13 protein-coding genes and 1 pseudogene are annotated in these 19,417 nt (G+C 62.1%); 11 read left to right on the top strand and 3 right to left on the bottom strand.

The features are described from left to right. The first annotated feature begins 64 nt into the window (after positions 1-64). From PW947_RS06405 to PW947_RS06385, 5 genes are all read left to right on the top strand, one after another. Positions 65-1,504 carry an efflux transporter outer membrane subunit gene (locus PW947_RS06405; protein ID WP_299630220.1) on the top strand — a complete coding sequence of 480 codons (1,440 nt, stop codon included), beginning with the start codon at positions 65-67 and terminating at the stop codon, positions 1,502-1,504. A 2-nt stretch (positions 1,505-1,506) separates the two neighbouring features. Then, entirely contained in the window at positions 1,507-2,691 is a 1,185-nt protein-coding gene (locus tag PW947_RS06400) for a thiolase family protein (protein ID WP_299630219.1), read from the top strand. Positions 2,692-2,887: 196 nt separating this feature from the next. Further along, the gene (gene panE, locus PW947_RS06395) at positions 2,888-3,829 is read left to right on the top strand and encodes a 2-dehydropantoate 2-reductase (RefSeq protein ID WP_299630218.1); all 942 of its coding nucleotides are present in this window, start codon (positions 2,888-2,890) and stop codon (positions 3,827-3,829) included. A 100-nt stretch (positions 3,830-3,929) separates the two neighbouring features. Continuing rightward, a complete protein-coding gene (locus PW947_RS06390; RefSeq protein ID WP_299630216.1) occupies positions 3,930-4,229 on the top strand; it encodes a hypothetical protein in 300 nt (99 codons plus the stop codon). A 313-nt stretch (positions 4,230-4,542) separates the two neighbouring features. Beyond that, the gene (locus PW947_RS06385) at positions 4,543-6,018 is read left to right on the top strand and encodes an oligopeptide:H+ symporter (RefSeq protein ID WP_299630215.1); all 1,476 of its coding nucleotides are present in this window, start codon (positions 4,543-4,545) and stop codon (positions 6,016-6,018) included. 488 nt (positions 6,019-6,506) lie between these two features. Here the strand turns inward: PW947_RS06385 and PW947_RS06380 are convergent, their stop codons facing one another. Further along, on the bottom strand, positions 6,507-7,733 hold the full coding sequence (locus PW947_RS06380; RefSeq protein WP_299630214.1) for an IS256 family transposase: 1,227 nt from the start codon (positions 7,731-7,733) through the stop codon (positions 6,507-6,509). 723 nt (positions 7,734-8,456) lie between these two features. Between PW947_RS06380 and PW947_RS06375 the strand changes: the two genes are divergently transcribed. The 6 genes and pseudogenes from PW947_RS06375 (at position 8,457) to PW947_RS06345 (ending at position 15,516) form a co-directional block, all read left to right on the top strand. Continuing rightward, positions 8,457-9,944, top strand: coding sequence for a PLP-dependent aminotransferase family protein (locus PW947_RS06375; protein WP_299630213.1), 1,488 nt, complete (start codon positions 8,457-8,459; stop codon positions 9,942-9,944). Between the two features lie 327 nt (positions 9,945-10,271). Then, positions 10,272-10,721 carry an HU family DNA-binding protein gene (locus PW947_RS06370; protein ID WP_299630212.1) on the top strand — a complete coding sequence of 150 codons (450 nt, stop codon included), beginning with the start codon at positions 10,272-10,274 and terminating at the stop codon, positions 10,719-10,721. Between the two features lie 417 nt (positions 10,722-11,138). Further along, positions 11,139-12,549: pseudogene (locus tag PW947_RS06365) on the top strand (circularly permuted type 2 ATP-grasp protein). Positions 12,550-12,707: 158 nt separating this feature from the next. Further along, positions 12,708-13,658, top strand: coding sequence for an alpha-E domain-containing protein (locus PW947_RS06355; RefSeq protein WP_299630211.1), 951 nt, complete (start codon positions 12,708-12,710; stop codon positions 13,656-13,658). A 12-nt stretch (positions 13,659-13,670) separates the two neighbouring features. Further along, a complete protein-coding gene (locus PW947_RS06350; RefSeq protein ID WP_299630210.1) occupies positions 13,671-14,471 on the top strand; it encodes a transglutaminase family protein in 801 nt (266 codons plus the stop codon). Between the two features lie 157 nt (positions 14,472-14,628). After that, positions 14,629-15,516, top strand: coding sequence for a proteasome-type protease (locus tag PW947_RS06345; RefSeq protein ID WP_299630209.1), 888 nt, complete (start codon positions 14,629-14,631; stop codon positions 15,514-15,516). A gap of 708 nt (positions 15,517-16,224) precedes the next feature. On the opposite strand, the gene PW947_RS06340 is transcribed toward PW947_RS06345, so the two are convergent. Together PW947_RS06340 and PW947_RS06335 are read right to left on the bottom strand one after the other, a co-directional pair. Next, positions 16,225-17,400: a porin gene (locus PW947_RS06340; RefSeq protein WP_299630208.1), complete on the bottom strand. Its 1,176-nt coding sequence runs from the start codon at positions 17,398-17,400 to the stop codon at positions 16,225-16,227. Positions 17,401-17,790: 390 nt separating this feature from the next. Continuing rightward, positions 17,791-19,299, bottom strand: coding sequence for a YhjD/YihY/BrkB family envelope integrity protein (locus tag PW947_RS06335; RefSeq protein ID WP_299630207.1), 1,509 nt, complete (start codon positions 19,297-19,299; stop codon positions 17,791-17,793). Between the last annotated feature and the right edge of the window lie 118 nt (positions 19,300-19,417).

Below are 19,417 nucleotides of genomic sequence, written 5' to 3'. Positions count from 1 at the left end.
CCGCTTCCCGCGCCACGCCAACCGACGCCACGTCTATCGACGCATTCGCAAGCAAAGGTCCAACATGAAACCGTCCATCACGCCCTTACTCAAAGTCATGGCCGCAGGCGCATTGCTGGCGCTCGCCGCGTGCGCCGTGCAACCCGAATCGCACGCCGATCTGCCGCACACGGTACAGACCATCGCGCCCGACGCGTGGCACGTCGATGCACCGCAAGACAGCATCGACGCCGACGCATGGTGGTCGCAGTTCGGCGATCCGGTGCTGCATCGGCTGGTCGAATCCGTGCTGAAAGGCAACCTCGACGTGCAGGCTGCCGCCGAGCGCGTCAAGCAGGCGCAAGCCGTCACCGTGCAGCAGCGTTCGGCATTGCTGCCGGAACTCAACGCCACCGCGACCGCTGCGTATCAGCGACAAAACACGCCACCGCCGCTCGGTTATGTGCGTGAAGCGGGCATCGGTCTCGCGGCCAGCTGGACGCCGGACGTGTTCGGCGGCGAGCGCCTCGCGGTGCTTGCGGCGCAAGCGCAGGTATCGGGAAAGCAAGCCGCGCTCGACGAATTGCGGCTCGCGCTCGCGGCCAATGCGGCGGCCGCGTATATCGACCTGCGCTGGGCGCAGTCGGAGTTGCAGATTCTCGACGACAACCGGCAGATTCGTAGCCGCGCGCTGAACCTGACGCAGCGTCGGCTGCATTACGGCTTGTCGACGCAACTCGACGTCGCGCGTGCGCAGAATCAACTGGACGATATCGACGCGCAAATCCCGCAAGTGCAATCGACGATCCAGCATCAGCTCAGTCTGATCGCGGTCTATTCCGGCCGCACGCCTGAAAGCATCGACGGCCTGCTGCTCGCACAACCCGACCCGTTGCCGGTGCCGTCGCAACACGTCCCGCAGACCTTGCCGTCTGAAGCGTTGTTGCGTCGTCCGGACGTTCGGACCGCGTACGCACAGGTCGAACAGCGCGCGGCGGAAGTGGGCGCGTCGAAAGCGCAGCGTTACCCGCAATTCAGGCTGAATCTCGCGGACGGTCTGCTCGCATCGTCGTATCTCGGCTTGCCGACGCTGACCGACAACCTGTTTAGCGCCGCGTTGAACGCGGCCAGTCCGATCTTCAACGCGGGACGCATCACGGCCGGTATCGACGCGAGCGAAAGCCGGATGCGCGAGTCGCAACTCGGTTTGCAACAGACCATGCTGCAAGCGCTGAAAGAGATCGAGGACAGTCGCAGCGATCTGACACACGGCGCGGTTCAGGTGGATCGTCTGGGCAGCGCGCTCGATGCGTCCAATCATGCGCTGCGTCTTTCCGACGAGTTGTACAAGGGCGGCGCGTCGAGCTTTCTCGATGTGCTCGCCGCGCAGGAGGCGTATCTGCGCGACGACGAGGCGCTCAACCAGGCGAAGCGCTCGCATGCGCTGGCAGCGGTGGCGTTGTACCGGTCGCTCGGCGGTGGCTGGAATGCACCGTCGGACAGTCTTTCATCCACGGAGAAATAAAGATGACCACGAGAGAAGTCGTACTGTGCAATCCCGTCAGAACGCCGATCGGCGCATTCAACGGCGCATTGAAAGAGATGCCCGCCACCGATCTCGGCGCGCTGGCCGTGCGCGAGACCTTGCAGCGCAGCGGGCTCGATGCGTCGTTGCTGGGCTCGGTCGTGCTCGGCAACGTGATTCAGGCGGGCAACCGGATGAATCCGGCCCGGCAGGCGTCGGTTGGCGGCGGCGTGCCGGTCGATGTGCCTGCGTTGACGGTGAATCGCGTGTGCGGATCGGGCGCGCAGGCGATTGCGTCGGCCGCGCATGAAATCTGGCTCGGCTTCGGCGACGCAGCGGTGGCCGGCGGCATGGAAAACATGGACCGCGCGCCGTATCTGCTCGACAACGGCCGGTGGGGCTACCGGATGGGTGCCGCGCAGATCCACGACAGCATGTTGCGCGACGGCCTCGTCGATGCATTTTCCGGCGAGCATTCCGGCTGGCATACCGAAGACCTCGTCACGCAACTCGACCTGACACGCGACGCGCAAGATCGCTGGGCCGCGCGCTCGCAACAACGCTTCACCGACGCGCAGCAGCGCGGCGCATTCGACGCGGAAATCGTCGCGGTGGACGTGCCCGGCCGCAAACAGTCCGTGCGTTTCGCGCGCGACGAAGCACCGCGCGCGGACACGACTGTCGAAACGCTCGCGCGACTGCGTCCCGCGTTTCGTCCCGACGGCACGATCACGGCGGGCAACGCGCCCGGACTGAACAGCGGAGCGGCGGCGATGATCGTCGCCGAGCGCGGCTTCGCGGAAACGCATCGTCTCGAACCGTTTGCGCGGCTGGTTGCGTACGGCGTCGCCGCAGTCGAGCCGGGCATGTTCGGACTCGGGCCGGTGCCCGCGGTCAGGATGGCACTGGTGCGCGCCGGATGGCGGCTGCAGGACGTCGATCGCTTCGAGATCAACGAGGCGTTCGCGGCGGTGCCGCTCGCGGTGATCCGTCAGCTCGGCATTGCGGAAGATGTCGTCAATGTCGAAGGCGGCGCGATCGCGCACGGTCATCCGATCGGCGCGACCGGCGCCGTGCTGACCACGCGCCTGCTGCATTCGATGCGTCGTGACGGACTGAAGCGCGGGATCGTGACGCTGTGCATCGGCGGCGGCCAAGGCATCGCACTGGCGCTCGAAACCGTGTGATGCGGGAGCCGTAGGAAGACGCGGCGCGCCGTGCCGCGCCGCGTCCGCCGATGCTCGCGGCGAATCTTTGCTACAGTCTGCGCACGCATGCATGCGCGTGGCGCATGCATGCATCCACGTATTCATATAACGCATGCATCGACGCCTGAACGGACAGCCGGCGCGTGCGGCGGCAGCAATCATTACGGAGACGGTTATGCGAATTCTGGTCGTAGGCGCGGGCGCAGTGGGCGGATATTTCGGTGGCAGACTGGCTGCCGCCGGGCGCGACGTAAGTTTTCTCGTGCGGCCCGCGCGCGCCCAGGCGCTGCAACGCGACGGCCTGATCATCAAGAGTTCGCAGGGCGATCTCACGCTGCGCGAACCCAAAACCGTGCAATCGACCGACACCGTCGAACCCTTCGATCTGATTTTGCTGAGCTGCAAGGCTTACAGTCTCGACGACGCAATCGAATCGGTCGCGCCGTTCGTCGGCGACGGCACGGTGATTCTGCCGATGCTCAACGGCATGCGCCATATCGACGTGCTGACCGCGCGGTTCGGCGCGCAACGCGTGCTCGGCGGCCTGTGCGTGATCGCCGCGACGCTCGACGCGCAGCAACGCATCGTGCATCTGAACGACACATGCAGCATGACGTTTGGCGAACTGGCGGGCGGCGAATCGGCGCGGTCGAAAGCGATTGCGGAGACGCTGTCCGGCGTGGGTTTCGACGTCGCATCGAGCGACGAGATCGCGTTGCGCATGTGGGAGAAGTGGGTATTTCTCGCGACGCTCGCGGCCGGCACCTGCCTGTTCCGGGCTTCGGTCGGCGATATTCTGCGTGCGCCGGACGGCAAGCGCGCGATCGAAGGACTGCTCGGCGAGTGTCGTGCGGTGGCGCAGCATAACGGCTTCACGATGGGGCCGAATTTCGATGCGCGCGCGAACCAGAATCTGTTCACGCCTTCCACGCTGACCGCGTCGATGCTTCGCGATGTCGAAAATCACGCCCGCACCGAAGCGGATCACGTGATCGGCGATCTGATTGCACGCGGTGGCGCGGCGCAGCATCGCGATCATGGCTTGTCGCTGTTGCAGCTCGCGTACAACCATCTGAAGGCCTACGAAGCACGCGAAGCCCGCAGTCAGCCGGCCTGAACGCCGCTGCACACGTCGTCCGGGCGTTCATCTTCATCGCAGTACAATCGCCGCAGCGCACTCGCGCTGTCCATGCTTTTCCGTGCGATGGAGGTGGAGCATGCCAAGTCCCGAGGGAACGGTTGCGGCGTTGAGTTCGGCGTCGTCGACGGTGTTTTCGATTGGTATCGTGTTCCTCGGATATTGGGGCGTGCATCAGTCCACTGCATGGACGCTTTCCGATACGCTGGTGACGGCTTTCGCACTGGCCGGATTCGCATTGCTTGGCGCGGTGCCGTGGATGGTCACCACGCCCGTCGAAGTCCGCCACGAAGATCGCTATGTGCGTATTGCACGCCGGCTGTTTCTGGCCGGCGTCGCCTCGATCTGGTGCGCAGTCGCGATCTCCGTGATTGCGTGAAGCGCCTTCCTATTGCGTGCTATCCGCATTGCGAATCCGCAATGCTTTATGATTGCGCCCGTTTGATGTGAGCCGCCGCGCGATACCGCGCAAATCGCGGTGCATTCCGCGATCCCGCTCATCTGATCAAAACATGCCGAAGCGCACCGCGCGATATCTCGCGTTGCGTCGGCGCAGGGCTATTCCCCAGGTTTTCGCCACGCGTCGGACCGGGCGCACGACGCGTCCGTCCAGGCGGCTCTTTCCCGAACTGCATCAAGCGGCACATGCTGCGCATTCGTGCGCTGTTCCGCTGCATTAATACGAGGTCACGATGAATTCACCGGCCATTACGCGCCCTTCACAAAGCCGTTCGTTCTCGACGGTATTCCTGATCGAGATGTGGGAGCGTTTCGGTTACTACGGGATGGCGTCGCTGCTCGTGCTGTTTATGATCGAGAAACTCGGCTTCACCGACAGCAACGCGAACCTGACATGGGGCGCGTTTTCGGCGATGGTGTATGCGTCGCCGTCGATTGGCGGCTGGATCGGCGACCGCGTGCTGGGTGCGCGACGCACGATGATTTTCGGCGCGCTGGTGCTGTGCGTCGGGTATCTGATGCTCGCGTTGCCGGACGAGCGATTGAGTTATCTGTATCTATCGCTCGGCGCGATCGTGGTTGGCAACGGTCTGTTCAAGGCGAACGCCGCGAATCTCGTACGACGTATTTACGAAGGTGACGAGACACGGCTCGACAGTGCGTTCACGATCTACTACATGGCCGTCAATATCGGTTCGACCGTGTCGATTCTGGCTACACCGTGGATCAAGGATCACTGGGGCTGGCACGCGGCATTTGCCGTGTGTTGCGCGGGGATGCTGGTGGCGGTGGTGAATTATTTTCTGATGTTCCGCACGTTGTCGCATATCGGATCCGCGCCGGACGAGGCACCGATCCGCTGGCGTCGAGTCGCCGCGATTGCGTTGGGCGGACTCGCGCTGGCCAGTGCGACGATGTTCATCTTGCAGCACAAGGCGTTGGCAGTGGCTTGCGTGTATGGCGCGGGGATTACGATTCTGGCGATCTTTGCTTACATGCTGGTGAAGTGCGATCGCTCGGAGCGGTCGGGTTTGACCGCCGCGTTGATACTGACATTGCAGGTGATTCTGTTTTTCGTGTTTTATCAGCAGATGTCGACGTCGCTGACCTTGTTTGCATTGCGCAATGTCGATCCGCGATTCGTGGTGTTTGGGCAGACCTTGTTTTCGTGGAGTGCGGGACAGTTTCAGGCATTGAATCCGATCTGGATCATGGTGTTGAGTCCGATTCTCGCGACGTTGTATACGCGTTTGGCGCGACGCGGCAGCGATGCGTCGGTGGCGTTGAAGTATGCGATCGGTTTCGCGGTGGTCGCGGCGGGGTTCTTTATCTATGCATTGAGCGGCCGCTATGCCGTCGACGGCCGGGTGTCGTCGTGGTTCATGGTGGCGGGGTATGGGTTGTATTCGTTGGGTGAGTTACTGGTTAGCGGTTTGGGTCTGGCGATGATTGCGCGGTTCGTGCCGGCGCGGATGGGCGGTTTTATGATGGGTGCTTATTTTGTTGCGGTGGGGGTGTCGCAGTATCTGGGTAGCGTGGTGGCGAATTTTGCGCAGATGCCGGGGGGGGATCTTGATCCTGTGGTGTCGTTGCCGTTGTATACGCGGTTGTTTGGTGGGTTAGGGTGGGTGGCTGCCGGCGGGGCGGTTGTGGCGGTGGGGTTGTTGCCGGTGATGAGGCGGTTGGCCAGGGGGCATGGAGGGGGGTGATTTGCTTTTTTTGGTTTTTTTTTGTGTTGGGTTGGTGGGCGTTTGGTAGCGTGTGTGGCCGGTTTTTACGCTGGGTTGGTTGGTTTTGTGTTGGCGTGCGTGGCCTGTTTTTACGCTGGGTTGGTTGGTTTTATGTTGGCGTGCGTGGCCTGTTTTTACGCTGGTTTTGGCTGGTTTTATGTTGGCGTACGCGGCCTGTTTTCACGTCGGTTTGCCTGGATCGTCCCTGTGCGGGACCGCACCTACTTTTCTTTGCTCGCGCAAAGAAAAGTAGGCAAAAGAAAGCGCGTTTACACCGCCGCTTCGTAGCGAGTGGCGTCCTTCCAGAACGGGTAGTGGACCGCGCACGATTTGAGTTGCCGCACCGCTTAAGCTAGTGACAAGGCAGTCATTCGTTCCGGCTGTTCGCTCCGCGACAGCCGTTGGGCACAGCCCCGTCTTTAACTCTCGGCGAGCCTGTCAGAAATTTTGTGTGCGAGTCATGGTACTCATGGCCCGACAGTAAAGCGGTCTTCAAACTGGATGGCGAACTCCGTTCGCGCCGCGCTCCAGCACAGGGGCCGGTTGGTCCACTTGCCGACGATGTAGCGCAGGCTCAGCCAGATGAGTTTGAGCGCGGCTTCGTCGGATGGAAAGTGGCCCTTGTTGCGGATCGATTTGCGCACCTGGCTGTGCAGGCTCTCGATCGCGTTGGTCGTGTAGATCAGCGTGCGCACCGGCGCGGTGAACGCAAAGAACGGCACGACCTCTTCCCACTGCCGTCGCCACATCGGCACGATCGCCCGGTAGCGCTGGCCCCACTCGCCGGCCTCGAAGCGCGCCAGTTCCTGTTCGGCCGCCTCGGCGCCCGTTGCGGTGTAGACCGGCCTGAGCGCGGCGGCCAGCGCGGCGCGCTCCTTCCAGGTGGCGAACTGCATCGAGTTGCGCAGCAGGTGCACGATGCAGGTCTGGACCACCGTCTGCGGGAACACCGACACGATCGCCTCCGGAAACCCCTTGAGCCCGTCGACCACCGCGATCAGGATGTCGCGCGTGCCGCGCGCCTTCAGCTCGCTCATCACCCTGAGCCAGAACCGGGCGCCCTCGGTGTGCTCGATCCAGATGCCCAGCACGTCGCGGTAGCCCTCACAGTTCACGCCGATGGCCAGATACACGGCCTTGTTGCGCACCAGCCCCTCATCGCGGATCTTCACGCGCAGCGCATCGAAATAGACCAGCGCATACACCGGATCGAGCGGGCGCTCCTGCCAGGCCCGGACCTCGTCGAGCACCGCGTCGGTGACCGCCGACACCAGCTCGGGCGAGATCTCCAGGCCGTAGAGTTCGGCCACGTGGGCCTGGATATCGCGCGTACTCATGCCGCGCGCGTACAGCGCGATGATCTTCTGGTCGAAGCCGGGAAAGCGGCGCTGGTATTTGCCGATGAGCGCCGGATCAAAGCGGCCGTGGCGATCGCGGGGAATCGCCAGCTCCAGCGGGCCGTCCTCGCTGAGCACGGTCTTCGCGCTCGATCCGTTGCGGTGGTTGCCCGCGTCGTGCTCGAGCGGCTGGTCCAGATGCACGTCCATCTCGGCGTTGAGCATGCGCTCGGCCAGCGCCTTCTTGAGTTCGCCGAGCAGGCCCTGCGAACGCAGGACCGTCTGCGGATCCTGCCCCTTGAGCAGTTCGTCCAGCACCGCCGGATCGAACCGGCTCCTCGTCTTGCGCGTTGCCATATGACTCTCCTTGGCCCGTTACGGGCAATCATATGACTCGCAGACACAAAATCGCTTACAGGCTCCTCTCGGCGCCCTTCGCGCGCCGAACTCCGTCCGTCACAACACCCATTTTCCTTGCATGCGCCGGTCCGTTCTCGCGCGCAAAATTCCTTGCAACCCGGAACGTCGAAACCGTCGTGAATGCGGATGAATGCCATGGCGCAAACCGGGCCTTGAGTCGGACGCTGGAACGGGCGTGAACGCGGGCGACGGGCGTGGCGAAAACCGGCCTTTGGTCCGGGCGCCGGAACCGTCGAAGAGGTGGACGAGCGGCGTAGCGAAAACGGGTTTTTGAAGCAGGCTACCGCCGCGAAGCGGGCGGGATGTGCGGTCGCGGACCACCGGGAAAAACGGACCGGCAACTCCAAACGTGCGCGGACCACTACCCGTTCTGGAAGGACGCCACTCGCTACGAAGTGTCGGTGCAAACGCGCTTTCTTTTGCCTACTTTTCTTTGCGCGAGCAAAGAAAAGTAGGTGCGGTCCCGCACAGGGACGATCCAGGAGGACCAGCGCGAAACCGGGACAACCAGACACAAACCGGGCAACCCACCGCGAAACCGGGACAACCAAACCGACCCAGGCAACCGACCACGAACCCCCCCCAACCCAACCCAAAATTCCCGTACCCTATCCCAACCCGCAGGGGGAACCCCCCAATAAAAACCCCAAACAGCAATCAATGGACATCCACCTGGCCATAGAAGGCCGCCAAGACCTCGCTGGGCAGATCTACCGGCAGCTCCGCGCCGGCATCGTCGAAGGCCGCCTGACAGGCGGAACACGTCTCCCATCGACACGCGAACTCGCCACGCAACTAGGCGTTTCCCGCAAGACCACCCTCGATGCCTTCGACCGTCTGCTGTCGGAGGGCTACCTCACGGCGCGCCCCGGCGCCGGTACCTTCGTCGCCGATGGCCTGCACCGCCTTCCGTCACAATCCGCCCCGCGGCAAAAATCGCAGCAAACATCCCACGAGCCACCCCAGCCACCCCAGCCGCATCACGACCCTCACCCACAACCGCTGTGGGAACAGATGCCCGACACCGTGACACTACCCGGCTCGGTGCTGGGTCCACACGACACCTCGCCATTCGATTTTCAGGGCGGCGTCATCGATAAATCGCTGTTCCCCTTCGACGTCTGGCGCACCTGCGTCAACCACGCACTGCGCAGCCAGGCCCGCAGCCGCGGCACCTATCGCGCTGTCGCGGGCGAACAGGAACTTCGGCTGGCGGTGGCTCGCTACCTCGCGTTCAATCGCGCTGTCCCCAGCAACTGGGACGATGTCATCGTGACGCAAGGCGCACAACACGCGCTCGATCTGCTCGCGCGCGTCACGCTGCGCCCCGGTGACGTCGCGGCCATCGAAGACCCCGGCTATCCACCCGCGCGGGCGTGCTTCTCGGCGGCGGGCGCGAAGGTCGTGCCGGTGCCCGTCGATGCACAAGGCCTGATCGTCAGCGCGCTGCCGGACGACGCGCGGCTGGTTTACGTGACGCCGTCGCATCAGTTTCCGCTCGGTATGCCGATGAGTCTTGAGCGCCGCGTCGAATTGCTCGAATGGGCGCAACAGCGCGGCGTCGTCGTCATCGAAGATGACTACGATTGCGAATACCGCTTCGAAGGTCGCCCGATGGAGCCGCTCAAAAGCCTCGATCGCGCTGGACTGGTCGCTTACGTCGGTACGTTCTCTAAAACAATTTTTCCGGAATTACGCGTCGGTTACATGGTGCCGCCTGTTTCGCTAATGGCAACGCTGTGCAAGGCACGTCAGGTGTGCGACTGGCATGGCTGCACGCTGACGCAAACGGCACTCGCGCGCTTCATGCTCGACGGCGACTTCGCAAAGCATTTGCGTCGCACGCACAAGGCGTATGCGGCGCGCCGCGAACGCTTGCTCGCGCATCTGCAAGGTCCGCTGTCGGCATGGCTCGATCCGATCGTGCCGAGCGCCGGCATCCATCTGGCGGCGCTGCTGAAGGCGCCGCTGACAGAAGCGGTAGTAATAGAAGCGGCGCGTAAAGCATCGATCGGTCTATACGGGTTGGGCACATTTCATCTGCGTGACAATGCGCCGCCAGGCCTGATCTTCGGCTATGGATCGATTCCGGTCGACCATATCGACACGGCGCTCGACACGCTTGCCAGGCTATTGCCGACGCTTTGAAATCGCTCTGGCAGCCGCGTCAGGTCCAGAAAAAGCCTTCCACGAAGGACTATTTCGACGCGCCGACATGGGCTTACGCTGCTCCTGCAGTCTTTCCGGTGTCCCGAAGCAGGCTTCCGCAAGGTTCGAAGCCCATCGGCGGAGATCACGTTTACCCCTGTAAACAAGCATCAAAATGCACGGCAGAGTCTGTGTCGCACAACATAGTCAACGTGTCACACACAAAAATATCGCGCGAAACTCAATACCGCTTGTAGAATCCGCGTTGAAGCGTTCGCATGCCGCGTGCGCTTCGTGCATTCACTGACCACAACAGGTAGGAGAAACATGCCGACTTCCGCAAAAAAGGTGGCCAAGAAGGCTGCCACGGTACCGACCAAAAAGGTTGCTGCAAAGAAAGTCCCTGCGAAGAAAGTCGTCGCAGCTAAGAAGGTCGCCGTGAAGGCGTCCAGCGCACCGTCGCCGATCAAGGACACCTTCACGAAGGCCTCGCTGGCTGCCCACGTCGCAGAGAAAGCAGCGGTTGAACCGAAGACGGCGAAGGCCGTGTTGGCCGCACTCGAGGACACCATCCTCGGCTCGGTGCACAAGAAGGGCGCTGGCGAATTCACGCTGTCGGGCCTTCTGAAGATCGTCGTCACGGCTGTGCCGGCGAAGAAGCGCCGCTTCGGCAAAGACCCGTTCACGGGCGAAGAGCGTTGGTTCCCGGCCAAGCCGGCTAGCGTGCGCATCAAGGCACGTCCGCTGAAGAAGCTGAAGGACGCAGCATCGGCCTAAGCCATCATGACGGTCCGTTGCATGTGCCCATGTCATCCACATCGAGCCCATCCAACATCCGTCATGCGCTGCAAGACAATGCAAGAAATCCCCGCAAGCCGTCCGGCTTGCGGGGATTTTTTTTGCCGCCCGATAGACGCCTCCAGCCTTCTAAGCGATCATTGAGAAGATGCGTTCGCATCGCCGCATTCACAACGCGCGGTGCAACTTACATTGATGGTTGCACCGCAGTAGCGCATAACTTAACGTCGCAGTAGGATGCCTTTGAACCTTGCATGCCATGCATGCGCTGTTTGAGTGCATCGGTTCCGGTTTGTGCAACGAAAGCGCAGTGGCATAGCGCTTGCTTAATTGCTTGTTGAACACCGAATGCGCAGCGCATTCGCCTTCCATCCGACAACAAGAGCGGGGCGTGACATGCGATGCTATGACGAGATGCGTCAGCACGACGATGCCGTGCGGCCACATTACGCGCGGTTCGAACGCTGGTTGACGCAACAGGGCGACGACGCTATCGCACGCAAGCGTGCGGAAGCTGATCTGCTGTTTCGCCGTGTCGGCATCACCTTTGCAGTGAACGGCGATCTGTCCGGCACGGAGCGGCTGATCCCGTTCGACCTGATTCCGCGCATCATTCCGCGGAGCGAATGGCAGACGCTCGAAGCAGGTCTGCGGCAGCGGGTACGTGCGCTGAATCTGTTTATCCACGACGTCTATCACGACCGCAACATCGTGCGCGCGGGCATCGTGCCGGCCGAGCAGGTCTATACCAACGCGCAGTACCGTCCGGAGATGCAAGGCGTCAACGTGCCGCTCGGCGTGTATGCGCATATCGCGGGCGTGGACGTGGTGCGGGCCGGTGACGCCGGCGACTTCTACGTGCTGGAAGACAATCTGCGGGTGCCGTCGGGCGTGTCGTACATGCTCGAAAACCGCAAGATGATGATGCGACTGTTCCCCGAACTGTTCGTGCAGAACCGCATTGCGCCGGTCGCGCATTACCCCGATCTGTTGCTCGACACCTTGCGTTCGGTCGCGCCCGAAGGCGTCGACGATCCGGTCGTGGTCGTGCTGACGCCGGGCATGTACAACTCCGCGTATTTCGAGCACACGTTCCTCGCGCAGCAGATGGGCGTGGAACTGGTCGAAGGCAAAGATCTGTTCGTCGACGACAACTACGTGTTCATGCGCACCACGCAAGGGCCGAAGCGCGTCGATGTGATCTATCGCCGGGTCGATGACGATTTCCTCGATCCGCTCGCGTTTCGCGGCGACTCCGCGCTCGGCGTGCCGGGACTGCTGACGTCGTACCGCGCGGGCCGCGTGGCGCTCGCAAACGCGATGGGCACCGGTATCGCCGACGATAAATCGATCTATCCGTATGTGCCGGAAATGATCGAGTTCTACCTGGGCGAAAAGCCGATCCTCAACAACGTCCCGACGTTCCAGTGCCGCAAGCCCGACGACCTCGCGTACACGCTCGCGCATCTGTCCGAGCTCGTGGTCAAGGAAGTGCACGGCGCGGGCGGCTACGGGATGCTGGTCGGTCCGGCGTCGACCAAAGCCGAAATCGAAGCGTTCCGCGCGCGGCTGATCGCGCGTCCGGACCGGGTATATCGCGCAGCCTACGCTGGCGCTGTCCGCGTGCCCGACCTTCGTGGAGTCCGGCGTTGCGCCGCGCCATATCGACTTGCGGCCGTTCGTGCTGTCCGGCAAGAACGTCACGATGGTGGCAGGCGGGCTGACCCGCGTTGCGTTGCAGGAAGGTTCGCTGGTGGTGAATTCGTCGCAGGGAGGCGGCACCAAGGATACCTGGATGGTCGATTGAACCGGATGCGCGCGCTTCGCATGCGTTGAGCGCATGCATGAATTGCCAGGGAAGCGCAGCGCCCCCGATCGGGACAGCCGGCCTTGCAAGCCGCCGGCGCGAACGGACAACCCGCGCGATGCATCGATGTATTGCGCGATCAAATACGGAAAGCCGTCATGCTAAGTCGCACCGCCGACCACCTTTTCTGGATGGCCCGTTATATGGAGCGTGCCGAGAATACCGCGCGTATGCTCGACATCAACCTGAAGACGATGCTGCTGCCGCAAACGCCCGAACAGGAGGCGCGCGCCCAACGTTCGGTGCTGCGCATCTCCGAACTCGAGGAGGCGTTCTCGCAGCGTTATGACGAGCCCACCCGCGAGCACGTACTCGACTTCATGGTCGCCGATCCGACCAATCCGTCGAGCATTTATTCGTGTCTGCAAGCGGCCCGCGAAAACGCGCGCGCCGTGCGCGGCACGCTCACCACCGAATGGTGGGAAACGATCAACGATACGTGGCTGCAATTCAGCGAGCGCACGGCGTCGGGTCAGGTCACCGAAAGTCCGGATGCGCTGTTCGAATGGGTCAAGTTCCGCTCGCATCTGTCGCGCGGCGTGACGATCGGCACCGCGCTGCAGGACGACGCGTTCTTCTTTACGCAACTCGGCACGTTTCTCGAACGCGCGGATAACACCGCGCGGATTCTCGACGTGCGCTTCGCCGACACGGAACCGAATTCGCGCGACGCCGCGCGTCAACTCGAAGATTTCTACTACTGGACATCCATTCTGAGTTCGGTGTCGGCGCTGGAAATCTACCGTAAGGTGTATCGCGATGTCGTGACGCCCGCGCGTGTCGTCGAGCTGATGATCCTGAATCCGCAGATGCCGCGCTCGTTGCTGGCGTCGCTGGAAGGTGTCTGCGCGAATCTCGCGATGCTGCGCACGCAAGGATCGAACGAGTGCGAGCGGTTCGCCGGCAAGCTGCGCGCTGAATTGCTGTACTCGGACATCCGGCAGATTTTCGAAAGCGGTTTGCACGCTTACCTGACGCAGTTTCTCGCCCGCGTATTCGAACTGGGCAACCTGGTCGCGCGCACTTATCTGATGCTGCCGGTCGCCTGACGGAGTTTCTTCATGTACCTGACGATTCGCCATGACACCTCGTATCGCTATGAAGCGACCGTTCATTATTCGATCCAGCAGCTGCGCCTGACACCGGCAAGCGGTGCGTCGCAAGTCGTGCGACGCTGGAGTATCGACGTGCCGGGCAAACTCGACGCCGCTTTCGACGCGTACGGCAACGTGCTGCACACGCTGGTGCTGAACAAGCCGCACAGCGAGATCCGCGTGCATGTCGGCGGCGAGGTCGATACCTTTCCGCTGATCGACGGTCAGCTGAACGATGCGCCCGGTCCCGTTCCGCTCGAACATTTCACGTGCGCGACACGCCTCACCGAAGCCGACGCGGGAATTCGCGAGCTCGCCGCGTCGGTGCCGACGTTGAACACGTCCGGTAGCCTGATCCAGCTCGCCGAAGCGATCGTGCAGCGCGTGAAGTACAAACCCGGCGTCACCGAAGTCACCAGCACCGCGTCGGAAGCACTCGAACTCGGTAGCGGCGTATGCCAGGATCACGCGCATCTGATGCTCGCATGCTGCCGCGCGCGCGGCGTGCCGGCGCGCTATGTCAGCGGCTACATCGAGCCGGGCGACGTGTCGCACGGCGCGAGTCATGCATGGGTCGACGTCTGGCTCGACAACGGCTGGGTATCGGTCGACGTCACGCATGCGGCGTTCGCGGGCGAGATCCATTGCCGCCTCGCTGTCGCGCGTGATTACGAAGCGGCTGCGCCGGTTCGCGGTCGCCGGATCGGCGGTCTGGAAGAGAAGCTGAATGTGTCGGTGACGGTCAATACGCCGGTGTTGCAGCAGTAGGGTTTTCCGTCCGGGCGCGTCATGTCGCGCCCGTCTATGCTTAAGTCCCGCTCGCCGCCGCCGTATACAGAAGATAGACGCAAGCAAGCCCACAGAAAAAGAGGCACGTCGCAACCCATTACAATGGCGGCATTCAGCTGTATTACGGACAAGAGTTATGACTTACTGTGTGGGTATGTGTGTAGACGATGGACTGGTATTCCTGTCCGACACACGCACGAACGCGGGTGTGGATCACATCAGCACCGCTCGCAAGATGACGGTTTTCGAGCAACCGGGCGACCGTGTGCTCGTGCTACTCGGCGCGGGCAATCTTTCGTTGACCCAGGCGGTCTTGCAGGATTTGTGTGACGAATCGCATGAGCCGGGTCGCGCCACGCTGTGGAACGCGGCCACGATGGCCGACGCCGCGCGCGTGGTCGGTCACGCGGTGCGCACCGTGCATCAGCGCGAAGCCGCGGCGTTGAACGAATTCGGCGTCGATTTCAATTGCAGTTTTATTCTCGGCGGACAGATTGCCTCGCCGGAAGGCAGCGGCAAGGCCGCGCATCGGCCGCGCCTGTTCATGGTGTACGCTGCCGGCAATTTCATCGAGGCGTCGAGCGTCAATCCTTACTTCCAGATTGGCGAGGCGAAGTATGGCAAGCCGATCATCGATCGCGTGCTGACGCCCGCCACGCCGCTCGACGAAGCCGCGAAATGCGCGTTGGTGTCGATGGATTCGACGTTGCGCTCGAATCTTTCGGTCGGATTGCCGCTCGATCTGCTGGTCTACGAGAAAGACTCGCTGCGGGTGACGCGTTTCGTCAACATCGACCAGAACAATACGTACTTCAACATGATCCACAACACGTGGGGCGAGCGGCTGCGCCAGGTGTTCGGCGAGATTCCCGATCCCGACTGGCAATCGGTCACTGAACTGCCCGCCCAGCGCGCAGAACGTGCGCCGGTTTTGCATCGGGCGCCGGGCGAAGCCGGGTCGCCGGGACATTCGACGCCGGCCCAAACGCTCGCGCAGTCGGATCGTCGCGACGCGCCGCGTTAACACGACGTCGCACCGATGGCGCGATGGTTTTGCGCGCAATCACGTCTGCAGCACGTCATACCGCCTGTCATGCCGGTAGACGTGCTGTTTTTATTCGTAGCGAATTTTCGCCGGACTGCGCGAAATATTGAGCATGTATTGAGTGCCGTATTTTAAGTCGTCGATAAAAGTATTAACGATTCAGTGATAATTTCATTGCTGATTGAAGATTCGTCAACGGTCGATAATCCTTGACGCTTGCGTTGGCGTAGCTCGACAATAACTTCCTTGAAGCCAGTCTGGAAGATGGCCCGCACATCCTCGATACACGCTCAATGCCCCGCCAGTTGGGCTTCGGAGCCTCGATGCGTCCTGATCTGAACAAACCCGGAAAACTGCGGAGCTTTGTTTTCCTGTCCGTCGCAATGGCGTTGCTATTAACTCTCTTGATCTTCGTGGTCGATGAATGCGCGGGGTGGCTTCACCGGATCATAATCGGTGGCTCGCCGGGTTGATTGAACGCACCGATTAAATGGCCGAATTGATTTCTGCGCATTGAACAAACCGGATCGAGATCGCATGCCGCGGCATTCACGAATAGAGAAATCGCGAATCAGCGCATCGACGAAACGCGTACACATCATGCGAAAAACAAAAAAGCCCGCCACCGGCTTTCGCCTGTGGCGGGCTTTAGACAGCGTGCTGCGCGAGCTGTCCGTCAGGTCCGGTTTAGAACTTGTGACGGATACCCAGGCTGACGATCTCTTGCGAGCTCGTGCCGCTCACGCCGTACGAACCGACCGACGCGCTTGCGCTTACCGATTGCAGGTACGTTGCGCTCGTCGTGTCGCCGTCACGCGTCGAACCGCTTGCGTGCGCCCATGCACCGACCAGGTACACGTCCGTACGCTTCGACAGGTTGTAGTCCGCACCCAGCGAAACCTGGTGGTACGTCGCGCCCGTGTCGCCGCTCGACTTCGTGTAGCTATAGCCAACGCCAACCAGCATTGCTGGCGTTGCCTGATAGTTGAAGAAGCCTTGTCCGGTGTTGTACTTCTCGGTCGAGCCGAATGCCGATTGTGCGTCAGCCTTGTACTGTGCGTTGCTGTAGCCCAGGCCCATCGTGAACGGACCTGCAACGTACTGAGCTGCAACGCGAGCGATGTTGATCGACTTCGCCGTGATGTAGCCCGAGTTCACGTTCGAACCGTCGAACGTGCCGTCCGACGTGCCGCCCCAGGTCGTGCGCAGACCGGTCGTCGGACGCGGGTTCTGTGCAACGAAGTAACCGGCAGCCAGCGACAGCGGGCCGTTGTTGTATGCAGCTGCAGCCGACCACGTCTGGCCTGCACCCGTCTGGCCGGCAACGCCGCCCAGCGCGTACATACCTTCGACCTGCAGGCCTGCGAAGACCGGCGAGACGTACTTGATGGCGTTGTTCGTGCGCGAGCTGTTGTCGTAGTTGTCGACGTCGCCGACCGTTGCGAACGTGCTACCGAAGTAGTTGTCAGCCGTGATGCCTTGAACCAGGTCAACCAGCGGGTCGTATTGGCGACCGATCGTTGCCGTACCCCAGCTGTCGCCCGTCAGGCCAACATAGGCTTGACGACCAAACATGCGCGAGCCTTGGCCCAGTTTGCCGCTGTTCGGATCAAAACCGTTTTCCAACTGGAAAATCGTCTTCAGGCCGCCGCCCAGATCTTCCGTGCCCTTCAAGCCCCAACGGCTACCGGACAGGTTGCCTGAAGCCATGGCGAACTGGTTTGCACCAGCCGTCGTGGCGTTGTGCGTGTACTGGATCGAGTCATCGATCAGGCCGTACAGGGTGACGCTGTTTTGTGCATGTGCTGCGCCGGCTGCGCCGAGCAGTGCAAGCGAGAGGGTAGACAGTGCGATTCGTTTCATCCAGTTCTCCACGCAGATGATTAGCTTTGTTGTTGCGGACCGGAGAATAGCGCGGCGTGTCTATCGGCAAGAACTGAAAAAAATGGATGTCTCCTAAAAGTGACGCAAGCCCTAAAGCCTGTTTCTAAATCTTCCTGGCAATTGTTGCCGATCTGGAAATAACGAACGGACGTTTCCCCAATATTGTTGTTTCGTTGATAGTCGAGATTTCAGCATTTGCAATCGACACGCTCAACTCAAGCGAAACGTAATTTAGTTGTCTGCAAAGTCAGCTGTTTCTTGCGCTGCTGGATAATTTTGCGGGCGCATTCAATCAAATTCAGGGGGTGGACAGCCGATTATTCTTGTGACTAATGGCTGCCCGGTCGTGTTTTTCCGGCGCGGCGAGCGTCACGCTGCGTCGTTGCCGGTATCCGCTGTTCCAGCGTGACTGGCGCTGCCTAAACCGCCGTTTGAATGTGCTTCGGATGGCTTGCCTTCGTCGTTCACCGGGCGACGCTTCGCGAAGGCGGTTACCGCGAGCGCCGCGCCGGCGGCGAGCAGCACCGAGCCCCACGGGTGACGCTTCACATAGGCGTCGGCAACCGTTGCCTTGCGGCTTGCCGCGATCAGACCGACCGCAGCGGCGTGCGTCGCCTGCGATTCGACGCGCGCCACCTTGCGTCCGATATCGATCACTTTCGCGGTGCGGCTCGCTTGCATGCTGGCGGCTTGCCGCACGGCCTGCGACGCTTGTGCGGCCGCGTGGCGGGACGCGGGCATCGGCGAGACGGCAGGTGCGCTGCGCGTACCGACGGCGCCTGTAAACGCCGCTCGCGCGATCTCAGCAACGGAAAGGTGACGCGGCTGGTCCGCCGCCGCAGGCGGCGACGTTCCGGTCGCGCCGTTGTCGAGTCGCGTGACGCTCGCCGCGCGGGGTTGTACCGGTGCGCCGACGTTGCTCATCGTCGATGCGGCCAGCACCGATGCGATCTTCGCGCGGCTACCCGCCGGCGCGTCGGACTGCATCATGCCCCACTGACCGCGCGGATCGTGCATGCGCCCGCGCGCCGCGGAAAATTCGGCGCCGAGCAGCAGCACCGCCGCCGAGAAGTACAGCCACATCAACAACACCGCCAGCGACCCGGCCGCGCCGAACGAGTTGGCCATCCCCGCATGCGCCAGGTACAACGCGAACAGTTTCTTGCCCGCCGAAAACAGCAAGGCCGCGACGATCCCGCCGACCATCGCGTCACGCCACAGCACGCGCGCGTCCGGCAGGAATTTGAGCAGTGCTGCAAACGCACATGCGAGCACCAGCAAGCCGACACCCAGTTGCAGCAGATTGCCGATGATCACGTATTGCGTATCGCCCCACAGCATGTTGCCGATAAAGGTGATCGCCGTATCGAGCACGAGCGACACGATCAGCAGAAACGCGACGCCGAGCACGAGGCCGAACGAGATCAGCCGGACCCGCACCAGTGCGATCACGCTGGAGGTGCGCGGCCCCGTCACCGGCCACACCATATTCAGCGCGCTGTTCAATGACGAGAAGGTTGCCGACGCACCGATCGCGAGCATCGTGAACGAAATGATCGCCGCGATGCCGCCCGCGTCGCCGCTACGGTGCGCGTTCTGCACGATGGTCTGCACGCCGGCCGCCGCTTCGTTGCCGAGCAATCCGTGGATATGGTCGAACAGTTCGCCGCGAGCCGCTTCCGCGCCGAAGAACCAGCCCGCCACCGCGATCACCATCACGAGCGTCGGCGCGAGCGAGAACGCCGCGTAAAACGCGATGCTCGCGGCCATTGCCGCGCATCGGTCTTCGGAAAATTTGGAAAACGCGCCCATCGCCCAGGACGCCTGCTTGCGGGCGACCCCTTCGATCTTGTCGGCGGACAGTGTGTCGATGTTCATGACGAGTGTTCCTGTTGAGAGGATTTACCGACCCGCGCAACGGCTGTCGGGTCTTCTTTCCGCAAGCTTGCGCAAGGGCCGTGCCCGTTGAAAAAAAGCGTTCGCGCAAGCGGCACGC

Source organism: Paraburkholderia sp., from assembly GCF_028283785.1.
Classification (GTDB): domain Bacteria; phylum Pseudomonadota; class Gammaproteobacteria; order Burkholderiales; family Burkholderiaceae; genus Paraburkholderia.
Note: the sequence above shows the minus strand (reverse complement) of the source record. Positions and strands in the feature narration are given on the sequence as shown.

Bases quoted from the DNA above. Each gene is read 5' to 3' on its own strand.
- PW947_RS06345 (WP_299630209.1), top strand. From the start codon at position 14,629: ATGACTTACTGTGTGGGTATGTGTGTAGACGATGGACTGGTATTCCTG.
- PW947_RS06400 (WP_299630219.1), top strand. From the start codon at position 1,507: ATGACCACGAGAGAAGTCGTACTGTGCAATCCCGTCAGAACGCCGATC.
- PW947_RS06340 (WP_299630208.1), bottom strand. From the start codon at position 17,400: ATGAAACGAATCGCACTGTCTACCCTCTCGCTTGCACTGCTCGGCGCA.
- PW947_RS06405 (WP_299630220.1), top strand. From the start codon at position 65: ATGAAACCGTCCATCACGCCCTTACTCAAAGTCATGGCCGCAGGCGCA.
- PW947_RS06335 (WP_299630207.1), bottom strand. From the start codon at position 19,299: ATGAACATCGACACACTGTCCGCCGACAAGATCGAAGGGGTCGCCCGC.
- PW947_RS06390 (WP_299630216.1), top strand. From the start codon at position 3,930: ATGCCAAGTCCCGAGGGAACGGTTGCGGCGTTGAGTTCGGCGTCGTCG.
- PW947_RS06385 (WP_299630215.1), top strand. From the start codon at position 4,543: ATGAATTCACCGGCCATTACGCGCCCTTCACAAAGCCGTTCGTTCTCG.
- PW947_RS06380 (WP_299630214.1), bottom strand. From the start codon at position 7,733: ATGGCAACGCGCAAGACGAGGAGCCGGTTCGATCCGGCGGTGCTGGAC.
- PW947_RS06375 (WP_299630213.1), top strand. From the start codon at position 8,457: ATGGACATCCACCTGGCCATAGAAGGCCGCCAAGACCTCGCTGGGCAG.
- panE (WP_299630218.1), top strand. From the start codon at position 2,888: ATGCGAATTCTGGTCGTAGGCGCGGGCGCAGTGGGCGGATATTTCGGT.
- PW947_RS06355 (WP_299630211.1), top strand. From the start codon at position 12,708: ATGCTAAGTCGCACCGCCGACCACCTTTTCTGGATGGCCCGTTATATG.
- PW947_RS06370 (WP_299630212.1), top strand. From the start codon at position 10,272: ATGCCGACTTCCGCAAAAAAGGTGGCCAAGAAGGCTGCCACGGTACCG.
- PW947_RS06350 (WP_299630210.1), top strand. From the start codon at position 13,671: ATGTACCTGACGATTCGCCATGACACCTCGTATCGCTATGAAGCGACC.